23 protein-coding genes are annotated in these 24,730 nt (G+C 37.7%); 13 read left to right on the top strand and 10 right to left on the bottom strand.

The features are described from left to right. Positions 1-15: 15 nt before the first annotated feature. Positions 16-1,041 (bottom strand): alpha/beta fold hydrolase, encoded by a 1,026-nt coding sequence (locus tag ACG59Z_RS11805; RefSeq protein WP_400199517.1) that lies wholly within the window; start codon positions 1,039-1,041, stop codon positions 16-18. A 284-nt stretch (positions 1,042-1,325) separates the two neighbouring features. Here ACG59Z_RS11805 and ACG59Z_RS11800 point away from each other — a divergent pair, with 284 nt between their 5' ends. Further along, positions 1,326-1,940: a carbonic anhydrase gene (locus ACG59Z_RS11800; RefSeq protein ID WP_396479604.1), complete on the top strand. Its 615-nt coding sequence runs from the start codon at positions 1,326-1,328 to the stop codon at positions 1,938-1,940. A 32-nt stretch (positions 1,941-1,972) separates the two neighbouring features. Here ACG59Z_RS11800 and ACG59Z_RS11795 read toward each other — a convergent pair whose 3' ends face one another. Continuing rightward, entirely contained in the window at positions 1,973-2,596 is a 624-nt protein-coding gene (locus ACG59Z_RS11795) for an arylesterase (protein WP_400199516.1), read from the bottom strand. Between the two features lie 44 nt (positions 2,597-2,640). Between ACG59Z_RS11795 and ACG59Z_RS11790 the strand changes: the two genes are divergently transcribed. Together ACG59Z_RS11790 and ACG59Z_RS11785 are read left to right on the top strand one after the other, a co-directional pair. Next, complete coding sequence (locus ACG59Z_RS11790) at positions 2,641-3,333, top strand: ABC transporter ATP-binding protein (RefSeq protein ID WP_396462648.1); 693 nt, start codon at positions 2,641-2,643, stop codon at positions 3,331-3,333. Positions 3,334-3,336: 3 nt separating this feature from the next. Further along, the gene (locus tag ACG59Z_RS11785; RefSeq protein ID WP_400199514.1) at positions 3,337-5,796 is read left to right on the top strand and encodes an ABC transporter permease; all 2,460 of its coding nucleotides are present in this window, start codon (positions 3,337-3,339) and stop codon (positions 5,794-5,796) included. Between the two features lies 1 nt (position 5,797). On the opposite strand, the gene ACG59Z_RS11780 is transcribed toward ACG59Z_RS11785, so the two are convergent. Further along, positions 5,798-6,607, bottom strand: coding sequence for a rhomboid family intramembrane serine protease (locus ACG59Z_RS11780; protein ID WP_396479596.1), 810 nt, complete (start codon positions 6,605-6,607; stop codon positions 5,798-5,800). Between the two features lie 76 nt (positions 6,608-6,683). Here ACG59Z_RS11780 and mtgA point away from each other — a divergent pair, with 76 nt between their 5' ends. The 3 genes from mtgA to ACG59Z_RS11765 all read left to right on the top strand — a co-directional run bounded on the left by mtgA (position 6,684) and on the right by ACG59Z_RS11765 (position 10,372). Continuing rightward, a complete protein-coding gene (mtgA, locus tag ACG59Z_RS11775; protein WP_263613160.1) occupies positions 6,684-7,361 on the top strand; it encodes a monofunctional biosynthetic peptidoglycan transglycosylase in 678 nt (225 codons plus the stop codon). A gap of 104 nt (positions 7,362-7,465) precedes the next feature. After that, positions 7,466-9,544 (top strand): polyphosphate kinase 1, encoded by a 2,079-nt coding sequence (gene ppk1 / locus ACG59Z_RS11770; RefSeq protein ID WP_263613161.1) that lies wholly within the window; start codon positions 7,466-7,468, stop codon positions 9,542-9,544. 237 nt (positions 9,545-9,781) lie between these two features. Then, positions 9,782-10,372: an SPOR domain-containing protein gene (locus ACG59Z_RS11765; RefSeq protein WP_396462654.1), complete on the top strand. Its 591-nt coding sequence runs from the start codon at positions 9,782-9,784 to the stop codon at positions 10,370-10,372. A 29-nt stretch (positions 10,373-10,401) separates the two neighbouring features. Here ACG59Z_RS11765 and oxyR read toward each other — a convergent pair whose 3' ends face one another. The 4 genes from oxyR to rubA all read right to left on the bottom strand — a co-directional run bounded on the left by oxyR (position 10,402) and on the right by rubA (position 13,752). Next, positions 10,402-11,310 (bottom strand): LysR family transcriptional regulator OxyR, encoded by a 909-nt coding sequence (gene oxyR / locus ACG59Z_RS11760; protein WP_002054474.1) that lies wholly within the window; start codon positions 11,308-11,310, stop codon positions 10,402-10,404. Positions 11,311-11,316: 6 nt separating this feature from the next. Next, on the bottom strand, positions 11,317-12,261 hold the full coding sequence (gene estB / locus ACG59Z_RS11755) for an esterase EstB (protein ID WP_400199510.1): 945 nt from the start codon (positions 12,259-12,261) through the stop codon (positions 11,317-11,319). A 52-nt stretch (positions 12,262-12,313) separates the two neighbouring features. Beyond that, positions 12,314-13,495 (bottom strand): rubredoxin reductase RubB, encoded by a 1,182-nt coding sequence (gene rubB / locus ACG59Z_RS11750; RefSeq protein WP_263613164.1) that lies wholly within the window; start codon positions 13,493-13,495, stop codon positions 12,314-12,316. Positions 13,496-13,587: 92 nt separating this feature from the next. Continuing rightward, positions 13,588-13,752 (bottom strand): rubredoxin RubA, encoded by a 165-nt coding sequence (gene rubA, locus ACG59Z_RS11745; protein ID WP_000760495.1) that lies wholly within the window; start codon positions 13,750-13,752, stop codon positions 13,588-13,590. 442 nt (positions 13,753-14,194) lie between these two features. On the opposite strand from rubA, the gene ACG59Z_RS11740 reads away from it, so the two are divergent. Beyond that, positions 14,195-14,635, top strand: coding sequence for an SRPBCC domain-containing protein (locus tag ACG59Z_RS11740; RefSeq protein ID WP_311086400.1), 441 nt, complete (start codon positions 14,195-14,197; stop codon positions 14,633-14,635). A gap of 22 nt (positions 14,636-14,657) precedes the next feature. Here ACG59Z_RS11740 and ACG59Z_RS11735 read toward each other — a convergent pair whose 3' ends face one another. Further along, complete coding sequence (locus ACG59Z_RS11735; protein ID WP_311086399.1) at positions 14,658-15,146, bottom strand: YqiA/YcfP family alpha/beta fold hydrolase; 489 nt, start codon at positions 15,144-15,146, stop codon at positions 14,658-14,660. Between the two features lie 258 nt (positions 15,147-15,404). On the opposite strand from ACG59Z_RS11735, the gene lysS reads away from it, so the two are divergent. The 5 genes from lysS to cysN all read left to right on the top strand — a co-directional run bounded on the left by lysS (position 15,405) and on the right by cysN (position 21,499). Beyond that, positions 15,405-16,934, top strand: a complete 1,530-nt coding sequence (gene lysS / locus ACG59Z_RS11730; RefSeq protein ID WP_263613166.1) for a lysine--tRNA ligase — start codon at positions 15,405-15,407, stop codon at positions 16,932-16,934. 189 nt (positions 16,935-17,123) lie between these two features. After that, on the top strand, positions 17,124-18,566 hold the full coding sequence (locus ACG59Z_RS11725) for a capsule assembly Wzi family protein (RefSeq protein WP_396462657.1): 1,443 nt from the start codon (positions 17,124-17,126) through the stop codon (positions 18,564-18,566). A 256-nt stretch (positions 18,567-18,822) separates the two neighbouring features. Beyond that, positions 18,823-18,954, top strand: a complete 132-nt coding sequence (locus ACG59Z_RS11720; RefSeq protein ID WP_002054314.1) for a hypothetical protein — start codon at positions 18,823-18,825, stop codon at positions 18,952-18,954. Continuing rightward, the gene (gene cysD / locus ACG59Z_RS11715; protein WP_000140408.1) at positions 18,947-19,855 is read left to right on the top strand and encodes a sulfate adenylyltransferase subunit CysD; all 909 of its coding nucleotides are present in this window, start codon (positions 18,947-18,949) and stop codon (positions 19,853-19,855) included. The genes ACG59Z_RS11720 and cysD overlap by 8 nt, the downstream gene beginning before the upstream one ends. A 30-nt stretch (positions 19,856-19,885) precedes the next feature. Further along, positions 19,886-21,499 carry a sulfate adenylyltransferase subunit CysN gene (gene cysN, locus ACG59Z_RS11710; RefSeq protein WP_400199505.1) on the top strand — a complete coding sequence of 538 codons (1,614 nt, stop codon included), beginning with the start codon at positions 19,886-19,888 and terminating at the stop codon, positions 21,497-21,499. A 53-nt stretch (positions 21,500-21,552) separates the two neighbouring features. Here cysN and ACG59Z_RS11705 read toward each other — a convergent pair whose 3' ends face one another. Then, a complete protein-coding gene (locus ACG59Z_RS11705) occupies positions 21,553-22,101 on the bottom strand; it encodes a DUF2239 family protein (RefSeq protein ID WP_400199503.1) in 549 nt (182 codons plus the stop codon). A gap of 222 nt (positions 22,102-22,323) precedes the next feature. On the opposite strand from ACG59Z_RS11705, the gene ACG59Z_RS11700 reads away from it, so the two are divergent. Then, positions 22,324-22,836: a hypothetical protein gene (locus ACG59Z_RS11700; RefSeq protein WP_004703085.1), complete on the top strand. Its 513-nt coding sequence runs from the start codon at positions 22,324-22,326 to the stop codon at positions 22,834-22,836. Between the two features lie 50 nt (positions 22,837-22,886). Here ACG59Z_RS11700 and ACG59Z_RS11695 read toward each other — a convergent pair whose 3' ends face one another. Continuing rightward, on the bottom strand, positions 22,887-24,224 hold the full coding sequence (locus ACG59Z_RS11695; RefSeq protein ID WP_263613171.1) for a CitMHS family transporter: 1,338 nt from the start codon (positions 24,222-24,224) through the stop codon (positions 22,887-22,889). Between the last annotated feature and the right edge of the window lie 506 nt (positions 24,225-24,730).

The following is a 24,730-nucleotide window of genomic DNA, read 5'->3' as shown; positions in this document are numbered from 1 at the left end:
AGTCCGAAGTTTTATTTAAGGTGCGGTCGTTTTTGACATCTGATCTGTTTCTACTTTCAGTAAAAACGGTACATATTGTTGAATAACTAACTGCTCAGCTTCCAATATTGGCATATGGCCTACGTTTTCTAAAATAACTGGAGGCTGTGCGTTTTTCAAAAGTCGTTTTAGTTCACTCGCCACTTCTACATTAATAATCTTATCTTGTTTGCCCCATAAAATGAGTGTGGGTGCATCAATGGTTTTGGTGAGTACCGCAAAAGAGTCTGGAGTATAGACTTTATTGAGTGCAATGAGTTGGTCGACCAATTTTTGAGTTTGTGGTGCCTGATTAATCATCAGTTTTTCTTGTGCTTGTAAGAACTCTTTAGGAATAAACGGAGGATTAAACATGGTTTGTTTTAATAAATAATTAAAGTCACCTTTTTTAGAGACCAAAAGTTGTTTTAAGTAGGCTGGGTCTTTTAGATAAATTGTATTGGCAGAACGGAAAATACCGCCGCTATCAACCAAGAATAGACTTTTGGTTTCAAATGGATACTGTCCAGCATAGAGTAGGGCAATAGAACCACCAAGTGAGTGCCCAGCAATATGGATAGGTCCTTTCAAATTTTCAGCTTCAACAAAACGGCGTAATTTTTCAGCAAGGTTCGGAACCGAATAGTCAAAGTCTTGAGCAACAATAGTTTCGCCGCTACCTGGTAGGTCTGGAATAATGACGTGGTAATTCGTAGTTAAGTAATGCGCCATGCGATTCCAATTGTCACGACTGCCACCTAAACCATGAATAAGTAATAAGGTTGGTTTTGTGGTCGAACCACCTTCACTATATGACCAAGTGATATCACCTACTTTTAATTTTTTGCTTTGAAGGCCCGCCCAGCTACGTTCTTGCTGTAAGACTGTTTGGAACGTCACATCAAGATTATCGGTTGCCTGTGCTTGAGAAATGCTCATAACCGACCATAAGCTACAAGCTAATGTCAGTGCAGTAGCAGTTTTTTTCATAGAGGCTTTAATTGATGCAGACAACCTGGTCATAGATTTCATCCTTGAAGCTTAAGCGAGTTTGAAAAATTATTGAAAAACTTTGCCAATGAGTCATTTGCCAAACGTTTGGAATGAAGAAAATTATAGTCAATCTACAAACTAAAGTATGTCTATTTTTTCACTAAACAGTAGGGAATATGCAGTAATAGCTATCTTAAAATCGTTTGAGTATTTTTAAATTTTTTCATGAAAAAGGATTTATTTTTTGTCAGTGACATTCAAATTTTGACACATTAAAATGATTTCCAACCTTGAAAAAACAATGGAAATATACAATGCCTACTGCGCAAGAAGTTTTGGATCGTTTGAAAGCTGGTAATCAACGATTTGTAAATGGAAATACTTCCCTTACAAAAACCTTATCGCATCACGAACGTGCTGAAATGGCAAAGGATCAAAATCCGTTTGCAATTGTATTAGGCTGTTCAGATTCTCGTGTACCAGCAGAAATGGTATTCGATCAAGGTCTTGGTGACTTATTCGTAATTCGCGTTGCTGGTAATGTGGTTGCACCTTCACAAGTTGGTAGTGTTGAGTTCGCAGCAGAGCGCTATGACTGTCCAGTTGTAGTTGTATTAGGACATAGTCATTGTGGTGCGATTCAAGCAACAATTGATACATTAATGAACCCTGATCAACCGCCTTCATCTAACTTGATGTCGATTGTGAACCGTGTTCGTCCATCTGTTGAAATTTTAATGCAAACTGATCTGAAAAATGATTTGAAAAAATTATCCTGCCATGCAGTACGTTCAAACGTTTTTGCTTCGGTAAATCAGTTACGTCATGGGTCGGCAGTGCTAGAAAATTTAATTGCACAAGGTAAATTAATTGTTGTAGGCGCTGAATATTCACTAGAAACTGGTGAAGTTACTTTTTTTGACTTCTGATCAGTCTAAAAAGATTTAAAACTAAAAGGTGCCTATAGGGCACCTTTTATGTATGGATAAGCTAAATTAAGTAGTTTCGATTGTGCTTGAGCATTTGGATGAATCAAGTCATTTTGCATTAGTTGCTTTTGCCCAGCAACTCCATCAAGGAAAAATGGTAGTAATTTCACCTGATATTTTTGACTCACAGTTTTATAGCTGTTTTCGAAAGCTTTGCTATAAGCGGCCCCATAATTTGGCGGAATCTTCATACCAAAAAGAATAACCTGCGCTTTTTGTTTTTGGCTTAATTGGATGAGCTGAGACAGATTTTGTTGAATCATTTGTGGCGGTTGTCCACGCAAGCCATCATTCCCACCTAACTCAATAACAACAACCTCTGGTTTATACGTCTGTAAAAGTTTAGGTAATCGTGCCAACGCGCCACTAGTCGTTTCACCACTCATACTTGCATTGACCACTTTATGTCGTTTGGGATACTGTTGGTCTAAACGTTTTTGTAGTAATTGTACCCAACCTTGTTTAGGGTCTATTCCATAACCGGCACTAATACTATCTCCTAAAATTAAAATAGTTTTGGCCGAGACGAACATAGGCAACATGCTCAATGAAATGAGCAAGAGACTTTTAGAACTAAACAAATAAGATTTATACATTTGTGTTTCGACCCGAATACTAAATATATAGGACTGTCCACATCATGCCACAACCTATCATTGCTGCCCATCAAGTTACACAAACTATTCAGATTAACCAAAATCAGTTTACGATTTTAAAAAATATTGATTTAGAAATTTATGAAGGGGAGCAGGTAGCAATTACAGGACGTTCTGGTTCGGGAAAATCAACCTTACTGGGTATTTTAGCGACTTTAGATCAGCCGTCTGAAGGTGAGGTGTGGCTATGTGGACAGGCGGTTCATCAGTTAACAGAAGAGCAGCGCGCTCAAATTCGAATGCAGCATATCGGTTTTGTATTTCAGTCTTTCCAACTTTTACCGCAGTTAAGTGCACTTGAAAATGTGATGTTACCACTTCGGTTGCGTAAAGATTTTGATTATAAAGTTGCTGAACAAAAAGCCTTAGATTGGTTGCATCGAGTAGGCTTGAGCCGACAGGCAGAGCAAACCCCTAAAGTCTTATCTGGAGGAGAGCAGCAACGCGTGGCAATTGCTCGGGCTCTCATTGCCGAACCACAAATCATTTTTGCCGATGAACCTACTGGGAACTTAGATGGTCAGACAGCACAAGAAATTGAAACTCTACTTTTTGATTTAAATAAAGAGCTTGGTACAACGCTTATTTTGGTCACACATGACCGTAACTTGGCAGCGCTTTGTCAACGTCATGTTGAGTTAGATGACGGCCGACTAAAGACAGTACAGGGTGGTTAGACTATGCGTAATTTACTTAAGCCACTTTTACTACAAAGCTTTCGTACTGGAGGGCTATATTTACTTATTATTGCGCTTTCACTTGCCATTAGCGCAACCACGGCCCTTAAGTTTAGTAATGATCAGGTTAAAAATGCGGTAAGTCTACAAGCAGCGCAAATGTTAGCAGCTGATTTAGTTCTGTCGAATAACGAACCTCTAGACACTAAATGGCAGAAAAAAGCAGAGCGGCTTGGTTTAAGGCAGACCAATGTGACCATGTTTAGTTCAATGGCGCATACTCAAGATCAGTTTGTCATGGTCAATGTCAAAGCAATAGAACCTGCTTTCCCATTAAGAGGAGAGCTTGAGATAGCACCTAGTACACAGAGTATTCAACCAGGCCAAGTGTGGTTAAGTCAAAGAGCAGCCGATTTACTTAAAGTTAAACTAGGCGATACGGTTTCTATTGCAGATGCCGAATTTAGCTTTAGTGGTGTCATTGTACGAGATTCAAATCAAGAACTCGGTTTTTCAGGTTTTTCGCCCACCGTTATTATTCATCAAGCCGATATAGCTAAAACCCATGCAATACAAACTGGCAGTAGAATTGATTATCGATTGTTAATGTCTGGTCAACCTGAACAGGTTCAGAACTTTAGTAAGCAATTTAAACAGCAACATAAACCCGTAAATGATCAGGAAGAACCTGCAGGTTTACGCTTACGCGATGCCAGTGAATCAAATAGTAGATTATTACGTCCGTTAGAAAACCTCGATACATTCTTACAACTTGCCAATATTTTAACGATTTTATTATGTGGCATTGCCATCGCGTTAACGAGTCAGCGTTATGTTCAGCAAAACCAAGATCATATTGCTTTAATACGTTGTTTAGGTGCCAGTAAGTTCCAAATTTTATGGGCCTATATCGGGCTACTTTGTGTAGTCAGTGCAGTTTCGATTGTGATCGGTAGCCTACTCGGAATAATGATGGGCTATGGCTTGCTTGAGCTTATGTTGCAGCTCATTCCACAACTAGAGTTAAGTTTTTCCGCGGTCGGTTTTTTAATTGGCCCTTTACCAATTGCCATTTTTACGAGTGTGATTGTGCTACTCGGATTTATTTTGCCAAGCATTTGGGAGCTGTTAAATACACCTCCAATTCGAGTTATTCGAGAGCAGGCAAAATCTCGAAAATCGTTATTCTTTATGTTCTTTGCTGGTATTACCAGTCTTGTTATTTTTAGCTTAGTTTTAAGTGAAAATTTAATGCTCAGCATTTGGGTATTAACAGCGATTATTCTACTTTGCATTTTACTTTACACCGTTGTCTGGCTATTGCTTCGTGCTTTAAAAAAGATGAAAACCCGTTTGTCTTTTTATATTCGTTCACCATCGCAAAGTGCCTTACAAATTACAGCACTGGCTTTGGGTTTAAGCCTCATTACCGTGTTAAGTGTACTCAGGACAGATTTATTAGAGCGTTGGCAACAGCAATTACCAGAGGGAACACCAAACCAGTTTGTTTATGGCCTACCTCCATTCGATTTAAAAGCTTTTGAGCAACAGTTAAAGCAAAATGGTTGGCAAAGTACACCGTTATACCCAAACATTCGTGGGCGTTTACTTGCCAAGAATGATGTGCCTTTTTCAGAAGAAGCTATAAAGCAAAATAATGCTTTACGTCGTGAATTAAATTTAACTCAGTCGAGTGCTTTACCAAATGACAATGCCATTACAAAAGGTCAATCTGGGTTCAACGCTGTAGGCCAAGTTTCAGTAGAGGCAAAAACTGCTGAAAGTCTAGGTATTCAAATTGGGGATAAGCTGACCTTTAGTCTGCCAGACGGTACTTTACAGGCTAAAGTTGTAAACTTCAGGAGTGTTGAATGGGAAAGTTTTAGTCCAAATTTCTTCTTTATTTTTTCGCCAAAAACTTTAGATGAGAATGCGGGTAGCTACTTGGGTAGTTTTTACGTGCCTAAACAAGATCAGCCTAAAATGATTCATATTATTCAGCAATTTTCAAATACAGTTTTTATTGATGTTGACCGTATTTTGGATGAAGTAAAGCGTTTAATGAATGTATTAGTCAAAATTGTGACTGTGCTTGCGGCTTTAGTTGGCTTTTCTGGAATACTCGTTTTAATTGCTTGTTTAAATCTGTTAATGGATGAGCGCCGTCGGGAAGTTGCTTTGTTACGTTCATTTGGTTTGTCTAAAAATAAAATGAAGCAAATGCTGAGCTTAGAAATTGGATTTTTAGGCTTATTAGCAGGCATTGTTGCCTGCTGTTTTGCTGAGGTAATTAGTGCAATTGCAAGTTATAAAATGAATATGGCTCTACAGTGGCATATTGAAATATGGTTGATTTTACCCCTTGCCATGATGCTCATTTGCGCTCTCATTGGTCGATATCGACTAGGATATCTTTGTAATTTGCCACCATTACAAAGTTTGCGAGAGCTGAATCAGATTTAAGTTAAGGTAGTATTTCTGGGTTCTGAATTAAAACCTCATGCCAAAGCGGAAGTAATGGTGAGTTGAGCTGATTACAGTAAATATAGAAGCCGACAGTTATTAAAAGGCCTCCCACCAACCCTAAAAATTTTAGGAGGCTTCTAAATTGAGTGCGATAGCTTAAATACCAAATCAGTGCGAGTAATGCACCCATAATCATGCCACCAACATGTGCAGCATTATTAATACCTGTGGCAACCAAACCGAATATAAGGTTAATCGCCATAATCATTAATAATGCTTTTTTATCAAGTATGTAGGCTTGGTGTGGTAAGGGTGGAAATAAAGAAAGAACAGTTAAAGCTGCACCTAGTCCCATCACGGCACCCGAGGCACCCGCACTGACATGGGGAAGTAAGCTTTGATCGAAATGTTGTAGTAATTCATGTCCATTTTGAATATTGATATAACTACTTAAAAGGCTGCCAAACAGACCAGCAAGCAAATACAGACCAATAAAATATAAACGGCCAAATAAAGCTTCAGCGACATTACCGAAAATATATAAGGCCCACATGTTAAGCATAAGGTGAATGATACCAAAGTGAAAAAACATGCTGGTAAATAAACGTTCTGGCTGTCCAGAGAAAGTAAGTGGTGTAAAATCTGCTCCCCAGTGAAGAGCATCTTTTATGGCTGGGTCACTAATGTCGACCCCAGATATAATTTGCCAGATGAACAAACCTACATTGATTGAGATCAGTAGGGCGGTCAGCCACCATGCTTGTACATTGAGTTTACGATTAATGTGCGGAGGCTGAGATTGAGTCATGCTATGCTTTTGTTATATATGAACATGCTTTACAGCTTAACATGAAAAAAGTTGAATACAGGAGATCAGGACGAACATGAAAGCTTTTATTGTTCGCGTGTTGTTAATTTTTATTGGGGCAATTCTCTTAATTCAGCTTTGGATCTTCTCAAGTTTGGTTTGGTGGCGTACACATGAAGTTGATACCACCATGTTTATGCGAATTGATTATTGGTCAGATACATCTCGGCCAATCATTCATGAATGGCTCGACTATGACGATATTAGCGATAATTTCAAACATGCGATTTTAGCTGGTGAAGATGCAAAATTTATCCATCATCATGGCTTTGATTGGCAAGGTATTCGTTTTGCCCTTGAGCGTAACAATGAAGAGGGTGAAGTTGTTGCGGGTGGTTCTACCGTGTCTCAACAGCTTGCAAAGAATTTGTTCTTATATAATAAGCGTTCATTTATTCGTAAAGGCCAAGAAACAGTAGCGACATGGATGATGGAGCGCATGTGGTCAAAACGCCGAATTCTTGAGGTGTATATGAACTCGGTTGAGTTTGGCAAACATTTATATGGTGTTGAAGCAGCTTCTCAATATTATTATGGTAAAAGTGCTAAAAGCTTAACGCGTGAACAAGCTGCTTTTTTAGCCGCGTTATTGCCTGATCCAAAATATTATCAAGATCACCGTAATGACCATAAACTACAATATCGAAAACGCGTTATTTTACGTTATATGAATAGCACCCAGATTCCTGAATAACTCTGTCTTAAAGATGTGTTATTTTTTTAGTTTTTATCAAATTGACATAAATTTGCAGCATACTATTTTGCAGAGATTTTGGTTGGAAAGAGATTAAGTTAGACATGAATACAGCGATTACAGCAACGACCCCAACAGAATATAGTTATAACGACCGTTATATTAATCGTGAATTGTCTATTCTTGACTTTCATTTGCGTGTACTGGAACAGGCAGTCGACCCTTTACATCCATTACTTGAGCGAATGAATTTCTTGCTCATTTTTTCGCGTAATTTAGATGAGTTTTTTGAAATTCGTGTGGCAGGAGTTATGGAGCAATATGCTCTAGGCAATGAAAGCCGAAGCCCTGATGGTTTAACACCAAGACAAGTCTTACAAAAAATCTCTGAGACTGCTCATGCGGCAATTGAACGCCAATATCGTATTTTAAATGAAGAAATTTTGCCTAAACTCCGTGAAGAAGACATTTGCTTCTTGCGTCGTGGGGAGTTAACACCCGCTCAATCGGCTTGGGTTAAAAAATATTTTCAAGAACAAGTTGCACCTGTTTTAACACCAATTAGTCTAGATCCAGCTCATCCATTCCCGCGTTTAGTTAACAAAAGCCTTAACTTCATTGTGACCTTAGAAGGTAAAGATGCATTTGGCCGTCAAATTGATTTAGCCGTTGTACCCGCGCCGCGTTCATTACCTCGTGTTGTACGATTACCAGATGAGTTAACGGGTGGTAAAGAGCATCATGTCATGCTGTCTGCGATTATTCATGAACATGTATCAGACTTATTCCCTGGCATGACTGCAACTGGATGTTATCAATTCCGTGTAACTCGTAATGCCGATTTGGCGCTCAATGAAGACGTTGAAGATTTAGCTAAAGCTTTAAAAGGTGAATTAAGTTCACGCCGATTTGGGCGTGCAGTTCGTTTGGAAGTAACTCATAACTGTCCGCAACATATTTATGAATATCTGCTTGAAGAATTCGACTTAAACGAAGAACAACTATATAAAGTTGATGGTCCTGTAAACTTGGCTCGTCTGGTTTCAAACTTTAAACGCCCTCATTTGCGTTATGACTCGCATACGCCAGTCGTACCGAAAGTGTTTAAAAAGACCGAGAGTATTTTCTCTGCCATGCAAAAGCAGGATATTTTGCTTCATCATCCATTTGAATCTTTTGCTCCAGTTATTCAGTTACTCCGCGAAGCAGCACGTGATCCACAAGTACTTGCAATTAAACAAACGCTTTACCGTAGTGGAGTTGATTCGGAAATTGTACAAGTCTTGGCTGAAGCTGCACGTAACGGAAAAGAAGTAACGGCAGTTATTGAATTACGTGCCCGTTTTGATGAAGAATCAAACATTGAAGTGGCGAATGTACTTCAAGAAGCAGGAGCGGTAGTCGTTTACGGTATCGTGGGTTATAAAACCCATGCCAAAATGATTATGGTGGTACGCCGTGAAAATAATAAATTGGTACGTTATGTTCATTTAGGAACAGGTAACTACCATGCGATGAATGCCCGTATTTATACCGATTATGGTCTCATGACGACTGATAAAGACTTATGTGAAGACGTACACCGTATCTTCCAAGAGTTAACAGGTATGGGCAAAATGGCAAAACTGAAAAAGTTACTCCATGCACCTTTTACTTTGCATGCTCAGCTCATCAACTTTATTGATGAAGAAATTGCCAATGCAAAGGCTGGTCGTAAAGCTCAAATTATTGTGAAAGTGAATGCTTTAACGGAAGTTCAATTAATCAATAAATTGTATGAAGCTTCTCAAGCAGGGGTACAGGTAGATCTCATTATCCGTTCTATTTGTTGCTTACGCCCAGGATTGCCAAATTTATCGGAAAATATTCGAGTACGTTCAATCGTAGGACGATTCCTTGAGCATACACGTGTTTATTACTTTAGTAATAATGGTGATGCACGTATTTACTGTTCAAGTGCAGACTGGATGGATCGTAACCTATTTAATCGTGTTGAAGCATGCTTCCCGATTGAAGATCCTGCATTGAAAAAGCGAATTTATCAGCAAGGTCTTCTTAATTATTTGCAAGACAATCAGCAAGCTTGGTTATTACAAGGTGATGGTACGTGGGTCCGTGCTCAACCTGCTGAAGGTGAAAAACTACATAATGCTCAAAGAGAATTATTAGAAACATTTAAATAAAACTTAATATTAAAAAGCCGGCATCATGTCGGCTTTTTAATTGTTTGAAATTCATAGTAATTTAATCTGGTTTCTTAAATGGTTGCAGGATATACGATAATAGTTTGAATCACCGCAATATGTTTTAAAAATATGTGATTCTTTACATAAAACATTGAATTTTAAAAATATACAAATTATGTGAAATCTACTTTAATACGCTGCATTAAATATACTTAACTTTGGTAAGTGAATAATATGCAATGCTTTATTAAAAGTTTATTTATTAGAATATTTTTAGGGGTAATGCCAGTGACTGCGTATGCAGATCAAAAGTGCTATGGAGATATTATTGTATTTCATAAATATGATGATCAAATGATATATCCCTACTTTATACAACCTTCTAAGGAGAAAAATAAGAAAAATGATACACAAAATAAAGTAATAACGGTTCAGAAAAGAAAACCTACTCAAGATGAGCTGGTAGCACAAAAGAAAGTTGAAGATACTCAATTAAAAAAAATAGAAGAAAAGAAAAATCTTGAGAATAAAAAACAGCTTGATGCAGCAGTAGCTAAAGAAATTTTAGAAAATGGCGAAAAAAAATGGATGGTACAAGTTGCATTGGCACCTAATCAAAATAAAGCAAATATGATCCAGTCTCAATTGCAGGCGAAAGGATATAAGATTGTGACTAGCCCAACCACAAAAGGCATACGGGTTATGGTAGACCCCGCCAATGATTTTGCGATTGCACAAATTATTCGAGAAAAAATAATTTCAGATGAGAGTTTGGATCTGAAATCGGCTTGGGTCTTTAAATGGGCATCTTTAACAGCACAGTAAAAGAAAAAGGAGTCCGAAGACTCCTTTTTTTATTCATGTAAATTTGTTGTGATTTTCTGCATGATTTGCAGTAGTACATCAAACTCGCTTTGCAATGGCGTACTTTTACGTGTAACGAGCGCTAGTGTACGACTTGGTGCATCTTCAATTGGTTTTGCAGTAATCTGATCATTAAACTTGATCATACTATTTTCAATTGCGATTTCTGGTAAAAGCGTAAAACCTAAATTAGAAGAAACCATTTCGACTAATGTTGGTAACGAACTTGCTTTTAAACGGTTATCGTTTTTACGTTCACCAATTGGACAAGCACTTAATACATGGTCACGTAAACAGTGGCCTTCTTCAAGCAAAATAAGACGCGACAAATCAAGGTCATCGAGTGAATTTGCTTGAAGTGCATTTGTATCTTGCTTACTACAAACAAGATATAAATTTTCTTTTGAAATTTCAGCTACTTTTAGACTTCTTGTGTCAAAAGGTAGGGCAAGGACGATCATGTCCAAATTACCGTGTTCTAAGCGCTCTACAATTTTCTCACTTTGAGCTTCATGTAAATGCAACTGAATCTTTGGTAATTGTTGATGCACTTCATCAAGTAACCGTGTCAGGATAAAAGGTGCAATGGTTGGAATAACACCCAAATGAAGATCACCAGTTAATGGTTCACTCATTTCACGGCTTAAACGCATTAAATCCTGAGCATCTGCTAGCAATACACGGGCTCTAGCAACGACTTGTTCACCTAATGGTGTTAAGCGCACATTCTGACGGTCACGCTCAACCAGAACGCCACCTAATAGCCTTTCCAGCTCCATGATACCGCCCGATAAAGTCGATTGGGTAACAAAAGAGCGGCGTGCTGCTTCAGTAAAATGCAAAGTTTCCGACAACGTAACTAAATATGATAGCTGTCTTAGTGAGGGTAATGCAGCCATAGTGTCCTAGTATGATGATTTAAAATGATGCGCAAATAAACCGCTAAGCTGTGGAATAAAATGGGCAGGGATATCATGCCCCATTCCATCAATTAATTCAAACTTAGCACCGGAAATTGCTTTTGCTACAGCCTTACCGTGGCTTGGTGGAAGTAAGCGGTCACGAGAGCCATGTAAGACTATGGTGGGTTGCTTAATTTCACGGTCCAGTTGCAGTAAGGAACCTGTACATAATATTGCTAAAAACTGTTGAAGTACACCAGCAGGATAATAGCTACGTTGATAAAGTTTTCGTGCAGTTTGAACGGCTTCAATATGATTAATATAACCAGGAGAACCAATCAATTGGAATAATTTTAAGCTGTGGTTAACAATCCCTTCTTCATCACGTGATTCGGGTTTGCCAATCAAGCTTAAAAGTTGTTTAGGAAATGGTGGTGGTAAAAAAGGTTGGTTGTTACTGGTAAACATCAAACCTAATTTTTCTACTTTTTCCGGATATTTTGCAGCAAGAATCTGGGCAATCATACCACCCATTGATGCACCGACCACATGTGCTTTAGTTACCCCTAAACGGTCGAGAAGCATCGATACATCGTCTGCCATATCATACAATGTATAAGGTGCGCCCTGATTTTTTAGCCCTAATGCAAAGCGTCCCATCAACTTCATGGTATTTAAACGTTTACCCTGATGACGAACTTTTGAAGAAAGGCCAATATCACGGTTATCAAAACGAATAACACGAAAACCTTGATCAATGAGCGATTTACAGAAAAAGTCCGGCCAAAATAGCATTTGGGCACCTAAGCCCATAATTAGCAAAATGGTCGGATGCTCTGCTTTTCCACCTACTTCTACATGCAATTCAATACCATTGCCTAAGTTGACTTTGGTTTCTTGCATAAAAGGAGTGTAGGGTGAAATACTAAATTGTAAGGCGCTATTCATGTTATGCATTCCTTGAAGGAATACTCTTGAGCGAGTATTCCCAGTTTAAACCTTATGCTTGGGCAGGAATAAGATCTGGAACAAGCTTAGTTAACGTTAAACGTTGCTTGCCTGCTGTTGCACCTAACAATACGAAACCACGCAATGTTCCTTCATTGTCAATTGCTTTAGCAAGCATACCATCGTCGAATTCTTCAGTTTCCCAATTTACATCGACATCAACCGGTGCCGGTAAAACTGTAAGTGGTGCAGCCGGGGTTTTTACCGCAACTGGCATTGCAGGGTAATGTACATTTGTTTGTTGGCCGCTTAATGTTTTTGCTAGAGCACGCGCTTGTTGCATAATTGGCATTACATATGGAAGCAGGGTACCGTTCACTTCCGCACAGTCACCAATCGCATAAATATCTGCTTGATTCGTTTCAAGCAAGCTATTCGTAATTACACCACGGCTGGTTTGAATATTTGCGCTTTGAGCAAGAGAAATATTTGGTTGTAGGCCAATTGCTGAAAGCACGATATCAGCAACTAAAGTTTGACCATTTGCTAATGTAACGGCGTAATCTTCACCATCATTGATCTTACTTACTTTTTCAACGGTTGTGCCTAATGCAAATTTAACTCCTGCTTCTTCAAGATTTTCTTGGAAAGCTGAAGCAATGTGTGATGGTAATAAACGGCCTAATGGTTGAGGTGCTAAATCAATTACCGTTACATCATATTCACTATGAAGTAAGTCGTTGGCAAATTCGCAACCAATTAAACCAGCACCCAAAATCACAACACGTTTATCTTTGCGCTGAGCCAGGTTTTCGCGGAAGGTACGATAATCAATCAGTGAGTTCACTACATGAATGTCATCACTGCCATCACCTGCAATTGCAAGACGAATCGGGTTGGCACCAACGGCTAAAATCAGTTTTGAATAGGGTTGATTTGAAGTTACCCCATCTTTCTCCAGAACAAGCTCATGACGCTCAGCTAAAATTTCTTTCACCCATGTAAAAGGTTCAATACGCATATTGAGCTGTGCACTCATTTTTGCAGCATCGCCTAACGGAATTTGTTCCGGAGCCTTTTTACCTGCAAAAGCGTTAGATAACGTTGGTTTTGCATAGTTCACCGCATCATCCGCACAAATCATCACAAGTTCTTGCTCTGGGTTAAGCTTACGGAACTCACGTGCTAAGGTATAACCCGCCATGCCTGATCCGATAATGACGATTGGATGCATTTTTTTCTCCAGAATTAGAATTGTTCATTTAATACGGTGATTGGTGATATATAAAAAAGACCATGTAAATCATGGCCTTTTAGGTTAAGACATTAGATTTCGATCATTTCAAAGTCAGCTTTTGAAACGCCACAATCAGGGCAAGTCCAATCATCAGGGATATCTTCCCATTTTGTTCCAGCTGCAATGCCGTCTTGTGGCCAACCTTCTGCTTCATCGTAAATCCATCCACAAACGATACATTGATATTTTTTCATGAGACTCTCCGCACTGATAAGTTTGCTCAAAGCTGCCTTTCAGTAAAACTATTCCATCTATTAATAATGTAACTACGATCCGCTCAATAATAACTAATGTAGCTTTGATCGGGTATCAAATTTTTACGCAGTTCTACATTTAAAGTAAAGCACATAAGGGAGTTTAATCATTCGTAAGCAAAGGTGAATGGCATATCGAGACAAATAACTGGTTATTTAGGCAAAACTTCAACATAAGCACATAATAAATCATATGTTTTTATTCACTTATTAATGTAATAAGGTTTTAAGTGATATGAAGGGTTACAAAAAGAACAAAGCATTTATATAAATAAAGTTCTTAAAAACATAAGCTGATTAATAAATAGACAGATGAATTCATGTTTATATAAAACGAGAAAGTTTATTGAACACTTGAGTAACAGAGATAAGGAAATTGAATATGGAAATTCTAGTATATGAAGTAGAAATTAACGCGCCTATAGAAAAAGTATGGAACATACTTTGGAATAGCGAGACATATAATGCATGGACGAAATTTTTTGCGCCAGATTCTTCAATGCGTACTGACTGGAAGATTGGTGGTAAAACATATTTTCTAGACGGAGAAGGGAATGGAATGGTTTCGACCATTGAAGAAATGAAAAAGCCTGAGGTGCTAATTTTTAAACATTTAGGAATGATTAAAGAAGGTAAGGAAGACTTAGAAAGTGAAGAGGTGAAAGGCTGGAGTGGTTCGTTAGAAAAATATTTTTTAAGCCAAAATGGGAATACTACAACTTTAAAAGTTGAATTGGCCACCTTACCTGAATATATCGGTATGTTAAAAAGTGGCTTTGTTCAAGGTTTTGAAGTTGTAAAACATATTGCAGAAGGGAGCTAGTTCATCTTACTCAGTTTGTTGTTTAGGCAAAGTATTTTTTATGAATTTTAGAAATAAGATCATTGAGACGAGAAGGATAAGCAAGACGATGATGGCCTCCGTCATATGTTTCTACTGTCATATAAGGTGAAAGCTTTTCCTGTACTTGATACATATCAAGTTGCTCGTCTCCTAATTCTAAATAAGCCATTTTAGGATTAGAGTGATCAAGATCTTCATCACAAAGGTCGGGATAATCATTACGAAAACTAGGATTAAGGCTTGGATTTGCAACAACAACAGCTAATTTATGTTGAGCAGCTGTTTTTAAAGCCCAGTAGCCACCAAGGCTATGGCCGACTAATAAATCTGGTTTAATCGTTTCAATTGCTTGATGATAAAAGTCCTTCACTGAGGCATAACTTAAGTTACGATAATCCACATCAATACAAAATTTTTCAGGATATAAAATGGCATGGAATTTTGTTGATTCACGAGAAGAATCCAAGCCATGTAAAAATAGAATTTTCATTATTTGCTACACAATCTCATAGATAAAATAAAAGGCAAAATAGGCCTTTTAAAAATCGAGGTTATTTGGATTTTTTTATATTTTACTTAAAGCTAAAAAAAATGATCTTAGCGATTGGTCTAAGTAATTTTCTTCATTCAAAACGTCTTTAGTTTGACTGCTTTGACTTTTTTCATTTTTGTTTGATTGAAATCATTCGAAAAACCTCAGCAATCTGTTAAGCTATGCCACTTCATTTTTACTTAAATCGAGGCAGAGATGACGCAACAAAACGCTCAATCGACTTCTGAACCAACTATTTCCGAAAACGATTTAATTGCACAGCGTCATGCCAAATTAAAGCAAATCCAAGATGTTGCAAAGGATACTGGAAAAAGTCCTTGGCCAAATACATTCAAACGTGAACACTACGCTGCTGATCTACAAGAACAATTTAAAGATCAGTCGAAAGAACAGATTGAAAGCGCTGAACATGTCTATGTAAAAGTTGCTGGCCGTGTCATGTTGAACCGCGGTTCTTTCATGGTAATCCAAGACATGACTGGTCGTATCCAGTTATATGTTGACCGCAAAGGTTTACCAAAAGATATTCTTGAAACCATTAAAGGTTTAGACCTAGGCGACATTATTGCTGCTGAAGGTTATATCGGTCGCTCTGGTAAAGGTGATTTGTATGTACACCTTGAAGGTTTTGAACTTCTTACAAAATCACTTCGTCCATTACCAGATAAATTTCATGGTTTGAACGATACAGAAGTTAAGTACCGTAAACGTTACCTTGACTTAATCGTGAATGAAGAAACGCGTAAAACTTTTGAAATTCGTGCCAAAGTTGTTGCAGGTATTCGCGCATTTTTAACAAATGAACGATTCATGGAAGTTGAAACGCCAATGATGCATGTAATTCCGGGTGGTGCGTCTGCACGTCCGTTTGAAACACATCACAATGCTCTAGATATGCCCTTATTCTTGCGTATAGCACCTGAGCTTTATTTAAAGCGTTTGGTTGTTGGTGGTTTTGAGCGTGTGTTCGAAATTAACCGTAACTTCCGTAATGAAGGGGTGTCAACACGTCACAATCCTGAGTTTACAATGATCGAGTTTTATCAAGCATATGCTGATTATAAAGACTTGATGGCTTTAACTGAAAACATGCTTGAAAAGTTAGCTCTTGATATTTTAGGTACAACTGATGTGCCTTACCAAGGTGAAGTGTTTAGCTTTAAAGGGCCATTCAAGAAAATCTCTATGTTTGATGCGATCTTAGAGAATAACCCTCAGTTCACACCAGAAAATGTGGGTGACCGTGAATTCCTTGCAAAATTTGTGCGAGAAGAGCTGAAAGAAGAAGTTAAACCTGGTTTTGGTTTAGGTAAGCTTCAAACGATCGTATTTGAAGAAACAGTTGAGACTAAACTTCGTCAACCTACCTTTATTACTGAATATCCAGCCGAGACTTCTCCACTTGCTCGCCGTAATGATGACAATCCGCACATTACCGATCGTTTTGAGTTCTTCATTGGTGGTCGTGAATTGGCAAATGGTTTTAGTGAGTTAAATGACCCGATTGATCAGGCTGAACGTTTCCAAGCTCAGGTTGCTGAAAAAGACGCAGGCGACGATGAAGCAATGCATTACGATGCAGAGTTTGTTGAAGCGCTTGAGTACGGCTTACCGCCAACAGCGGGTGAAGGTATTGGTATTGACCGTTTGGTTATGCTTTTTGCAGACGCACCAAGTATTCGTGATGTAATTTTATTCCCGCATATGCGTCGTAAAGAAGGTTAATTTAATCTTTAAAACAGAAAAAGGCAGTTTATACTGCCTTTTTTATTAACTATTTATATATAAAAAACACTTAAATTATAGAAAACTTAAGAGCACGTTAAAAAATGTAATTGCACAGTTTAACAATTGCAAATTTGCGATAAAAAAATTAATGTGTTGCTCATAAATAACTTTGAGAATTGTGCTGACATGTTTTTAAGAAAAACACTTTCAATTGCATTATTAGCAGCTGCCTCATCAGCTGTTTTTGCCCAAGGTTTGGTGCTTAATAATGATGATTTGCGTACAGATTTAAATTGGTTGAATCAACAAGGTGTTATTAACATCAGCACTTCTACTTGGCCTTTAAGCGGTGATGAAATTCAGCGCGCACTCTCTCAGGCTAAAGTAACACATCCAGCTCAACAAAAAGTTATTAACTCAGTTCTCAATGCATTAAAGGCAGATAACGATACAGTTAAAGTGGGTGCTTTTGCCGAATCTGATATTAAAAATCTTCCACAAGCTTTTGGCGATAACCAAAAATCACAGTATCAAGGTTCTGTAGAGTTTAATGCGGGCGGTGAAAACTGGGATGCAAAAATCCGTGTAAACGCAGAAAAAGATCCACAAATTGATAATGGCCATGATGTCAATGTGGAAGGTTCTTATGTCGCTGGTAAAATTTGGAACCAATGGGTTGTTGCTGGTCAAATTCCAACATGGTGGGGACCTGGCCATGATGGTAGTTTAATCCGTGGTGATGCAAGTCGTCCTGTGTATGGGGTGACAGCTCAAAGAGCTATACAAAATGCATTTGATACCAAATGGTTATCTTGGATTGGTCCTTGGCAATACCAATTATTTGCAGGTCAGTTAGATGATTATAAAGCTATTCCTCATGCTAAGTTATTAGGTTTGCGTGTTACGGCAAGTCCATTACCTTACTTGGAACTGGGTGCTTCCCGAACTTTACAATGGGGTGGTGAAGGGCGTTCTGAAAGTTGGAACTCATTATGGAATGCAATTAAAGGTAATGATAATGTTTATGATGCAGCTGAAGACAGATCTAACCAAATTGCTGGATTTGATGCTCGTTTAAATCTGCAATCTCTTTTAAATGTTCCTGTTGGTATTTATGGTCAATATGTAGGTGAAGATGAAGCCGGTTTGCTTCCTTCTAAAAAAATGTATTTAGCTGGTGCTGATTATTCTTCTAGCTATAAAGATATGCCTTATCAAGTTTATGCTGAATGGGCAGATACACGTACCAATAATGATGTAAAAGGAATCTCTTATAATCATTATATTTATACAGATGGTTATTATCAGCATGGTTTCCCTTTAGGACATGCAATGGGTGGTGATGGTCAAATGTACTCTGTCGGTGGTGATATTCGCTTTGACACGATGAATCGCTTAAGTGGCCGTGCAATGGTTGTTAAGGTGAATGAGTCTAATCTTGCAATTAATAAAGCGTTCCCTAAAGAAGATAAAATTAAAGCGCTTGATTTAACTTGGACGCATTACATCAAACCTGATCTTCCATTAAAAATTAATGGTTGGATTAGTGACTCTGATTTAGAGGGTAATGATTCAGGTGCATCTATTGGTATTGAAATTCCGTTAGAACGTAAAATGTTTGGTTTTTAAGACTTAAATATTGCTGATGAAAAGGAGAAGCTAAAATGGCTTCTCTTTTTTTATGGTATTTAAAGAAATCTAAAGATGAGATCGTGATTTGCTTCGGTTAACGATGCGAGCTAGGATGGACATGTTATCTATGTGAATCAGTATTTTACATTTATATGATGAATTTGAATATCAATATGAAAAAACAAGCAAAAGAAAACAGTTTTAAATCACTATAATGCATAACTAATGCTATAAGCCTCATAAAGGCATGTAGTTGGATTATTTATCACAAAAAATTGGAGTTGTTATGGCACTCGTTCCTCCACATGGTCTTCTAAGTGGTGGTTTAATACCACTTCTAGATTTTATGGGCAAAATGGATAGAGAAGGACGTGTTCATGACTGAATCAAGACTTACACATCTCAAGCAACTTGAAGCTGAAAGTATTCATATTATTCGTGAAGTTGCGGCAGAATTTGAAAATCCAGTCATGCTTTACTCAATTGGTAAAGACTCGGCTGTAATGCTTCATCTTGCTTTAAAAGCATTTTATCCTGCGAAACTTCCATTTCCTTTATTACACGTAGATACAGGTTGGAAGTTTAAAGACATGATTGCGTTTCGCGATAACATGGCAAAAACCCATGGCTTTGATTTAATTGTTCATCAGAACAAAGAAGGCCGTGAAGCAGGGATCAATCCATTTGATCATGGTAGCTCAAAATATACAGATATTATGAAAACCCAAGCTTTAAAACAGGCTTTGGATAAATATCAATTTGATGCTGCTTTTGGTGGTGCGCGCCGTGACGAAGAAAAATCACGTGCGAAAGAGCGTGTGTATTCATTCCGTGATAGTAAGCATCGTTGGGACCCTAAAAACCAGCGTCCTGAACTTTGGAACCTTTACAATGGTAAAGTGAACAAAGGCGAAAGTATTCGTGTATTCCCATTATCAAACTGGACAGAGTTAGATATTTGGCAATATATCTATTTAGAAAATATTCAAATTGTTCCTCTTTATTTCTCTGCTGTTCGTCCTGTGGTTGAGCGTAGTGGTACGCTCATTATGGTGGATGATGAACGTATGCGTTTAAAAGAGGGTGAAGTTCCGCAAATGAAGTCTGTACGTTTCCGTACGCTTGGCTGTTACCCATTAACAGGTGCAGTTGAGTCTGAAGCTGATACATTGCCAGAAATTATTCAGGAAATGTTATTGGCAACAAGTTCTGAGCGTCAAGGTCGTATGATTGACCATGATGAAGCAGGCTCAATGGAAAAGAAAAAGCAAGAAGGCTATTTCTAAGACAGTTTCTAAATTTGTGGAGTTTGAGCAATGTCTCATCAATCAGACTTAATCAGCCAAGATATTCTGGCTTATTTAAAACAACATGAACAAAAAGACCTTTTACGCTTTTTGACTTGCGGTAACGTAGATGACGGTAAAAGTACCTTAATTGGCCGTTTACTTTACGATTCAAAATTGATTTATGAAGATCAATTACAAGCAGTAACCCGTGACAGTAAAAAAGTGGGTACGACAGGTGATGCACCAGACTTGGCACTACTTGTAGATGGTTTACAAGCTGAGCGTGAGCAAGGTATTACCATTGATGTAGCGTATCGTTATTTCTCGACTGAAAAGCGTAAATTTATTATTGCTGATACACCGGGACATGAACAATACACCCGTAACATGGCAACTGGTGCATCGACTGCTGATCTTGCAATTATCTTGATTGATGCGCGCTATGGTGTTCAAACGCAAACGCGTCGTCATACATTTATTGCAAGTTTGCTTGGTATTAAGAATATTGTTGTTGCCATTAATAAAATGGACTTGGTTGAATATTCACCTGAGCGTTTTACTGAAATTCAGATTGAATATGATGCATTCGTGAGCCAGTTAGGTGATCGTCGCCCAGCCAATATCTTATTTGTTCCAATTTCTGCTTTAAATGGCGATAACGTTGTAAATCCATCTGCTCATACTCCTTGGTACAAAGGTCAGACCTTAATGAGTATTCTTGAGTCTGTGGAAATTAGCCGCGAATCTAACAAACATGAATTCCGTTTCCCTGTTCAGTATGTGAACCGTCCAAACCTCGACTTCCGTGGTTTTGCTGGTACTGTTGCTTTAGGTGAAATCAATGTTGGTGATGAAATTGTAGCGTTACCTTCTGGTAAGCGTTCTACGGTTAAAGAAATCGTTACTTTTGACGGTAACCTTGAGCAAGCAGTTGCAGGCCAAGCAGTTACATTAACGTTAAACGACGAAATTGATATTAGCCGTGGTAACGTTTTGGTGCGTGCTGGCGAGCAACCATTAATTTCACGTAGCGTTCGTGCTTCTGTGGTATGGATGAATGAGCACCCGCTTGTAAAAGGTAAGTTGTACAACATTAAGATTGGTACACAAACTGTTCCAGCAAAAGTGACTAATATTCACTATCGTGTGAACGTAAATACACTTGAGCATACTCAGGTCGAAGAGCTTGAGTTAAATGCAATTGCGGATGTTGTGGTTGAGTTCGATGCTCCAGTCGTGTTTGACCGTTATCAAGATTCGCGTTACACAGGTTCATTTATTTTTATTGACCGTTTAAGTAACGTGACTGTTGGCGCGGGCATGGTAGAGGCGGCAGTAGAATGGACTGCTCATAGCAATGCTGTTACTGCCGAAGACCGTGCTGCTCGTTTAGGTCAAAAACCTGCTGCTATTGGTGTTTCTGCACAATTAATTGAAAAAGCTCAAGTCTTAGAAAGTTTGCTGATTCAGCAAGGTGTAGTTGCGATCGCGAAAGCAAATTTAACAGCTGAGCAATTGATTCTATTACGTGAGACGGGTGTTGTAATTATCACAACTTCTGTGGAAGGTATAGATACAGAGATAGCTGCTGAAACTATAGAAGAAGCAGTAGAAAAAATCGTGGAATTGGTTCGTCTTTAATAGATTGAAAAATGAGTTCTAAAAAACCCGCGTAAGCGGGTTTTTTATTGAGTTTAGAAAATATTTTGAGCTTTTAAAGTTAAATATTCTCTTAAATCTTTAGGGTAGCTCTGGATCATCTTTAAAAATGTATCTCGATCACCTTGATATAAGGCGCGTGTTGCTTCCTCATAATTGGGCATATTGCCTAACATGGCAGACATAAAACGGTCGATGGCTTGTTTGGCGAGCATAATATTGCCTTCAGAATTTGGGTTATTTAACTCTTTATCAATTAACTTGCGAATCACTGCTGAGGCACTCGCACTTTGTTGATCTAACCAATCCCAATGTTTTTTCTGTAAAGTGATTTCACGAGAAATTACACCAAGTTTAGGTCGTCCAACTTTTTTAATTTCTTCTGGCTCAGCATAACGTTGTTGAAATTCTTGTTCCGAACCAGAAAGATCAAGATCAATTTGTTGACCTGTTTGATCATTAAAAATCAGAATATTTTCCGTTGTTTTCGGAAGATCTTTGAGTTTTTTTGCAAGTTCAACAATGGAGTCGCTTGCAATAAGTGTACTTCCAGTAAAAGCAGTATAGGTGATTGTAGTATTCATTTTAGCCGTATATTTTTATCGGGGTAAAATAATATTATCAGGGTAAAATTAATTTGGCAAATAATTAAAATCATAACCAAAGAATTATCTGATTTTATAAGTGTAATCTGTGAAGTTAGGACTATAAAAATAGTCACGGTGATAGGCTACTTAAAATTTTGTTCTGCTTTAATATCGCTTTTATGAGAGAATGTGCCTTTAGTTGTATGTATAAGGACTCCTATGTTTGAGCAATCTCCTGAATCTTTAAGCGATATCGAAATTTTAGACATTTTACAGTCGATGAAAAAAGATAAGCTAGATACGGAAGCAAATGAGATCATCCGTAGCGGGGGGAAAGCAGGACGTCAGGAAGCGCATAAACAGGCTTTGGTGGCACTAAATACAAATTTTGAAGAGAAGTTCGTTGAGGCAGTTACTCTTGCACTAGGTTTGAATGCAGCTCAAGCTAAAAAAATTCGCTATAAAAAAGATCGAATTCGTATTTTAAAAGCACGTGGTATTGATTATTTAGCTATTGATGGTGCAGAAACAGCGCAAGTTTTGGCACAAATTTCACAAGCAATTGTGCGAGAAGATGCAATTGTTACTCATGACTTGCATGACATCTTCCCATTTTGGAAAGAAGGTTGGCCAATGGTGCAATTTGATAATGCCTATAAAATTTTAGAAGAAGATATTAGCTTGCATTTTCATGCGTTCTTAGATGCCATGATTGAGTATGTGAATAAATAAAAATAAAAGCCCCAATTGGGGCTTTTATTTTTATAGCAAAATGTAGTTAGTTAGACCGCACTAAAAAGTGGGAAAACACCAATCACTAATGCTGTACCCATCAACACCATACAAGTAATAAATGCCCACTTAAAAGTGAATTTTTGATGATCTGCAAAATCGACTTTAGCAAGACCACATAACAAGTAAGTTGATGGAACAAGTGGTGATAATAAGTGTACAGGTTGGCCTACAATTGAAGCACGAGCAATCGCTTCTGGGCTAATACCATAATGTGAAGCAGCTTCAGCAAGAATAGGTAATACACCATAGAAGAATGCATCATTTGACATAAAGAAGGTCAATGGCATGCTTACGAAAGCTGTAATCGGTGCGAGATATGGACCCATACTTGCAGGAATCATTGCGACAAATTCTTTAGACATTGCTTCAACCATGCCTGTGCCAGATAAGATACCTGTAAAAATACCTGCCGCAAAAATTAAGCCTACAACAGCCAAGATACTATCTGCATGCATAGCGATACGTTTCTTCTGCATATCAACATCTGGATAGTTGATAAGCATCGCAATACAGAATGCCAGCATGAACAACACTGACATTGGTAAAATACCTTTGATCAATGCAATCATAAGAAGAATGGTGAGCACCATATTTACTTTACGTAAATGTGGACGAGTCGCTTCTGGATCTTTTGAAACAGTAATGTTGTCGCCATGATGACTTTCAAGCTCAATCACGCCTAAACGTTTTTGCTCATATCGACCATATAAATATGCCAAGAAGAATAACCAGCCAATACTAATCACCATTGGAAGGATCATTGGTACAAAAATATGGCTTGGATCAACTTGAAGCGCACTCGCTGCACGGGCAGTAGGACCACCCCATGGTGTGAGGTTCATTACACCACTACATAACAACATAAGTGCTGTCATGATGAGTGTATTCATACCTAGGCGTTGATAGAGAGGGAGCATCGCTGCTACACAAATCATATATGTCGTTGAGCCATCACCATCAAGAGAAACTAATGTAGTTAAAAAAACGGTCCCTAATGTAATTTTTAAAGGGTCGCCTTTAACTTTTTTCAAAATCCATTTAACCGGAGGATCGAAAAGACCTGCATCGATCATTAAGGCAAAATATAAAATTGCGAATAATAACATTACGCCAGTAGGCGCAAGTTTTTTGATGCCTTCTAGCATCATTTCGCTGAGACCCTTAAGCTCAATATGACTTAAGCTTTCAAAGTAATGACCTAGGCCCCAAGCGATAAGAGAAAAAATAAATGGGATAAGAATTAAAGCAATAATAGGGCTTAAACGTTTGGACATGATTAAATACATGAAGCATAAAATCATGCCAACACCAAGTAATGTCAGCATAAAATCAATCCTTTGCCTTTAGTTTTACTGAACAAGTTTATTCAAAACTCTGACTTTGATTATTCTTATGAATTTTTATTAAAAAGACAAATAATATATTTAGTTTATTTGGTTAATATATATTCACTTGGCAAGGTATATTCTGTGGAAATACTGAACATATATATTAATGGTATAGTCTATTTATAATATATAACACTTATTATAAGAACTTATAAAGACTTTATCATATTTAAAATTATCATGTATTTTTAGAATTTATATTTAGTTTGAATGCTGAAATGAGAAGTATACCCATTTACAATGCTTGTAATGCTTACGTTACACAAGAAAGAGGAAGCTGTAAATTCTTTTATATGCAATTTTTTATTTCTATAAAATTAAAAATTTTATTTTAATTAAAGAGTTAATTTATATATTTGAAAATATGATTAAGATAATAAATTAAACTTTTAATATAAATATATTTAAAATAACTGTTAGTTTAAAAGATATATATTGTATTA

The sequence above is a fragment of the Acinetobacter sp. ABJ_C1_1 genome (assembly GCF_044684115.1).
In the GTDB taxonomy this organism is placed as follows: Bacteria; Pseudomonadota; Gammaproteobacteria; order Pseudomonadales; family Moraxellaceae; genus Acinetobacter; species Acinetobacter nosocomialis_A.
Note: the sequence above shows the minus strand (reverse complement) of the source record. Positions and strands in the feature narration are given on the sequence as shown.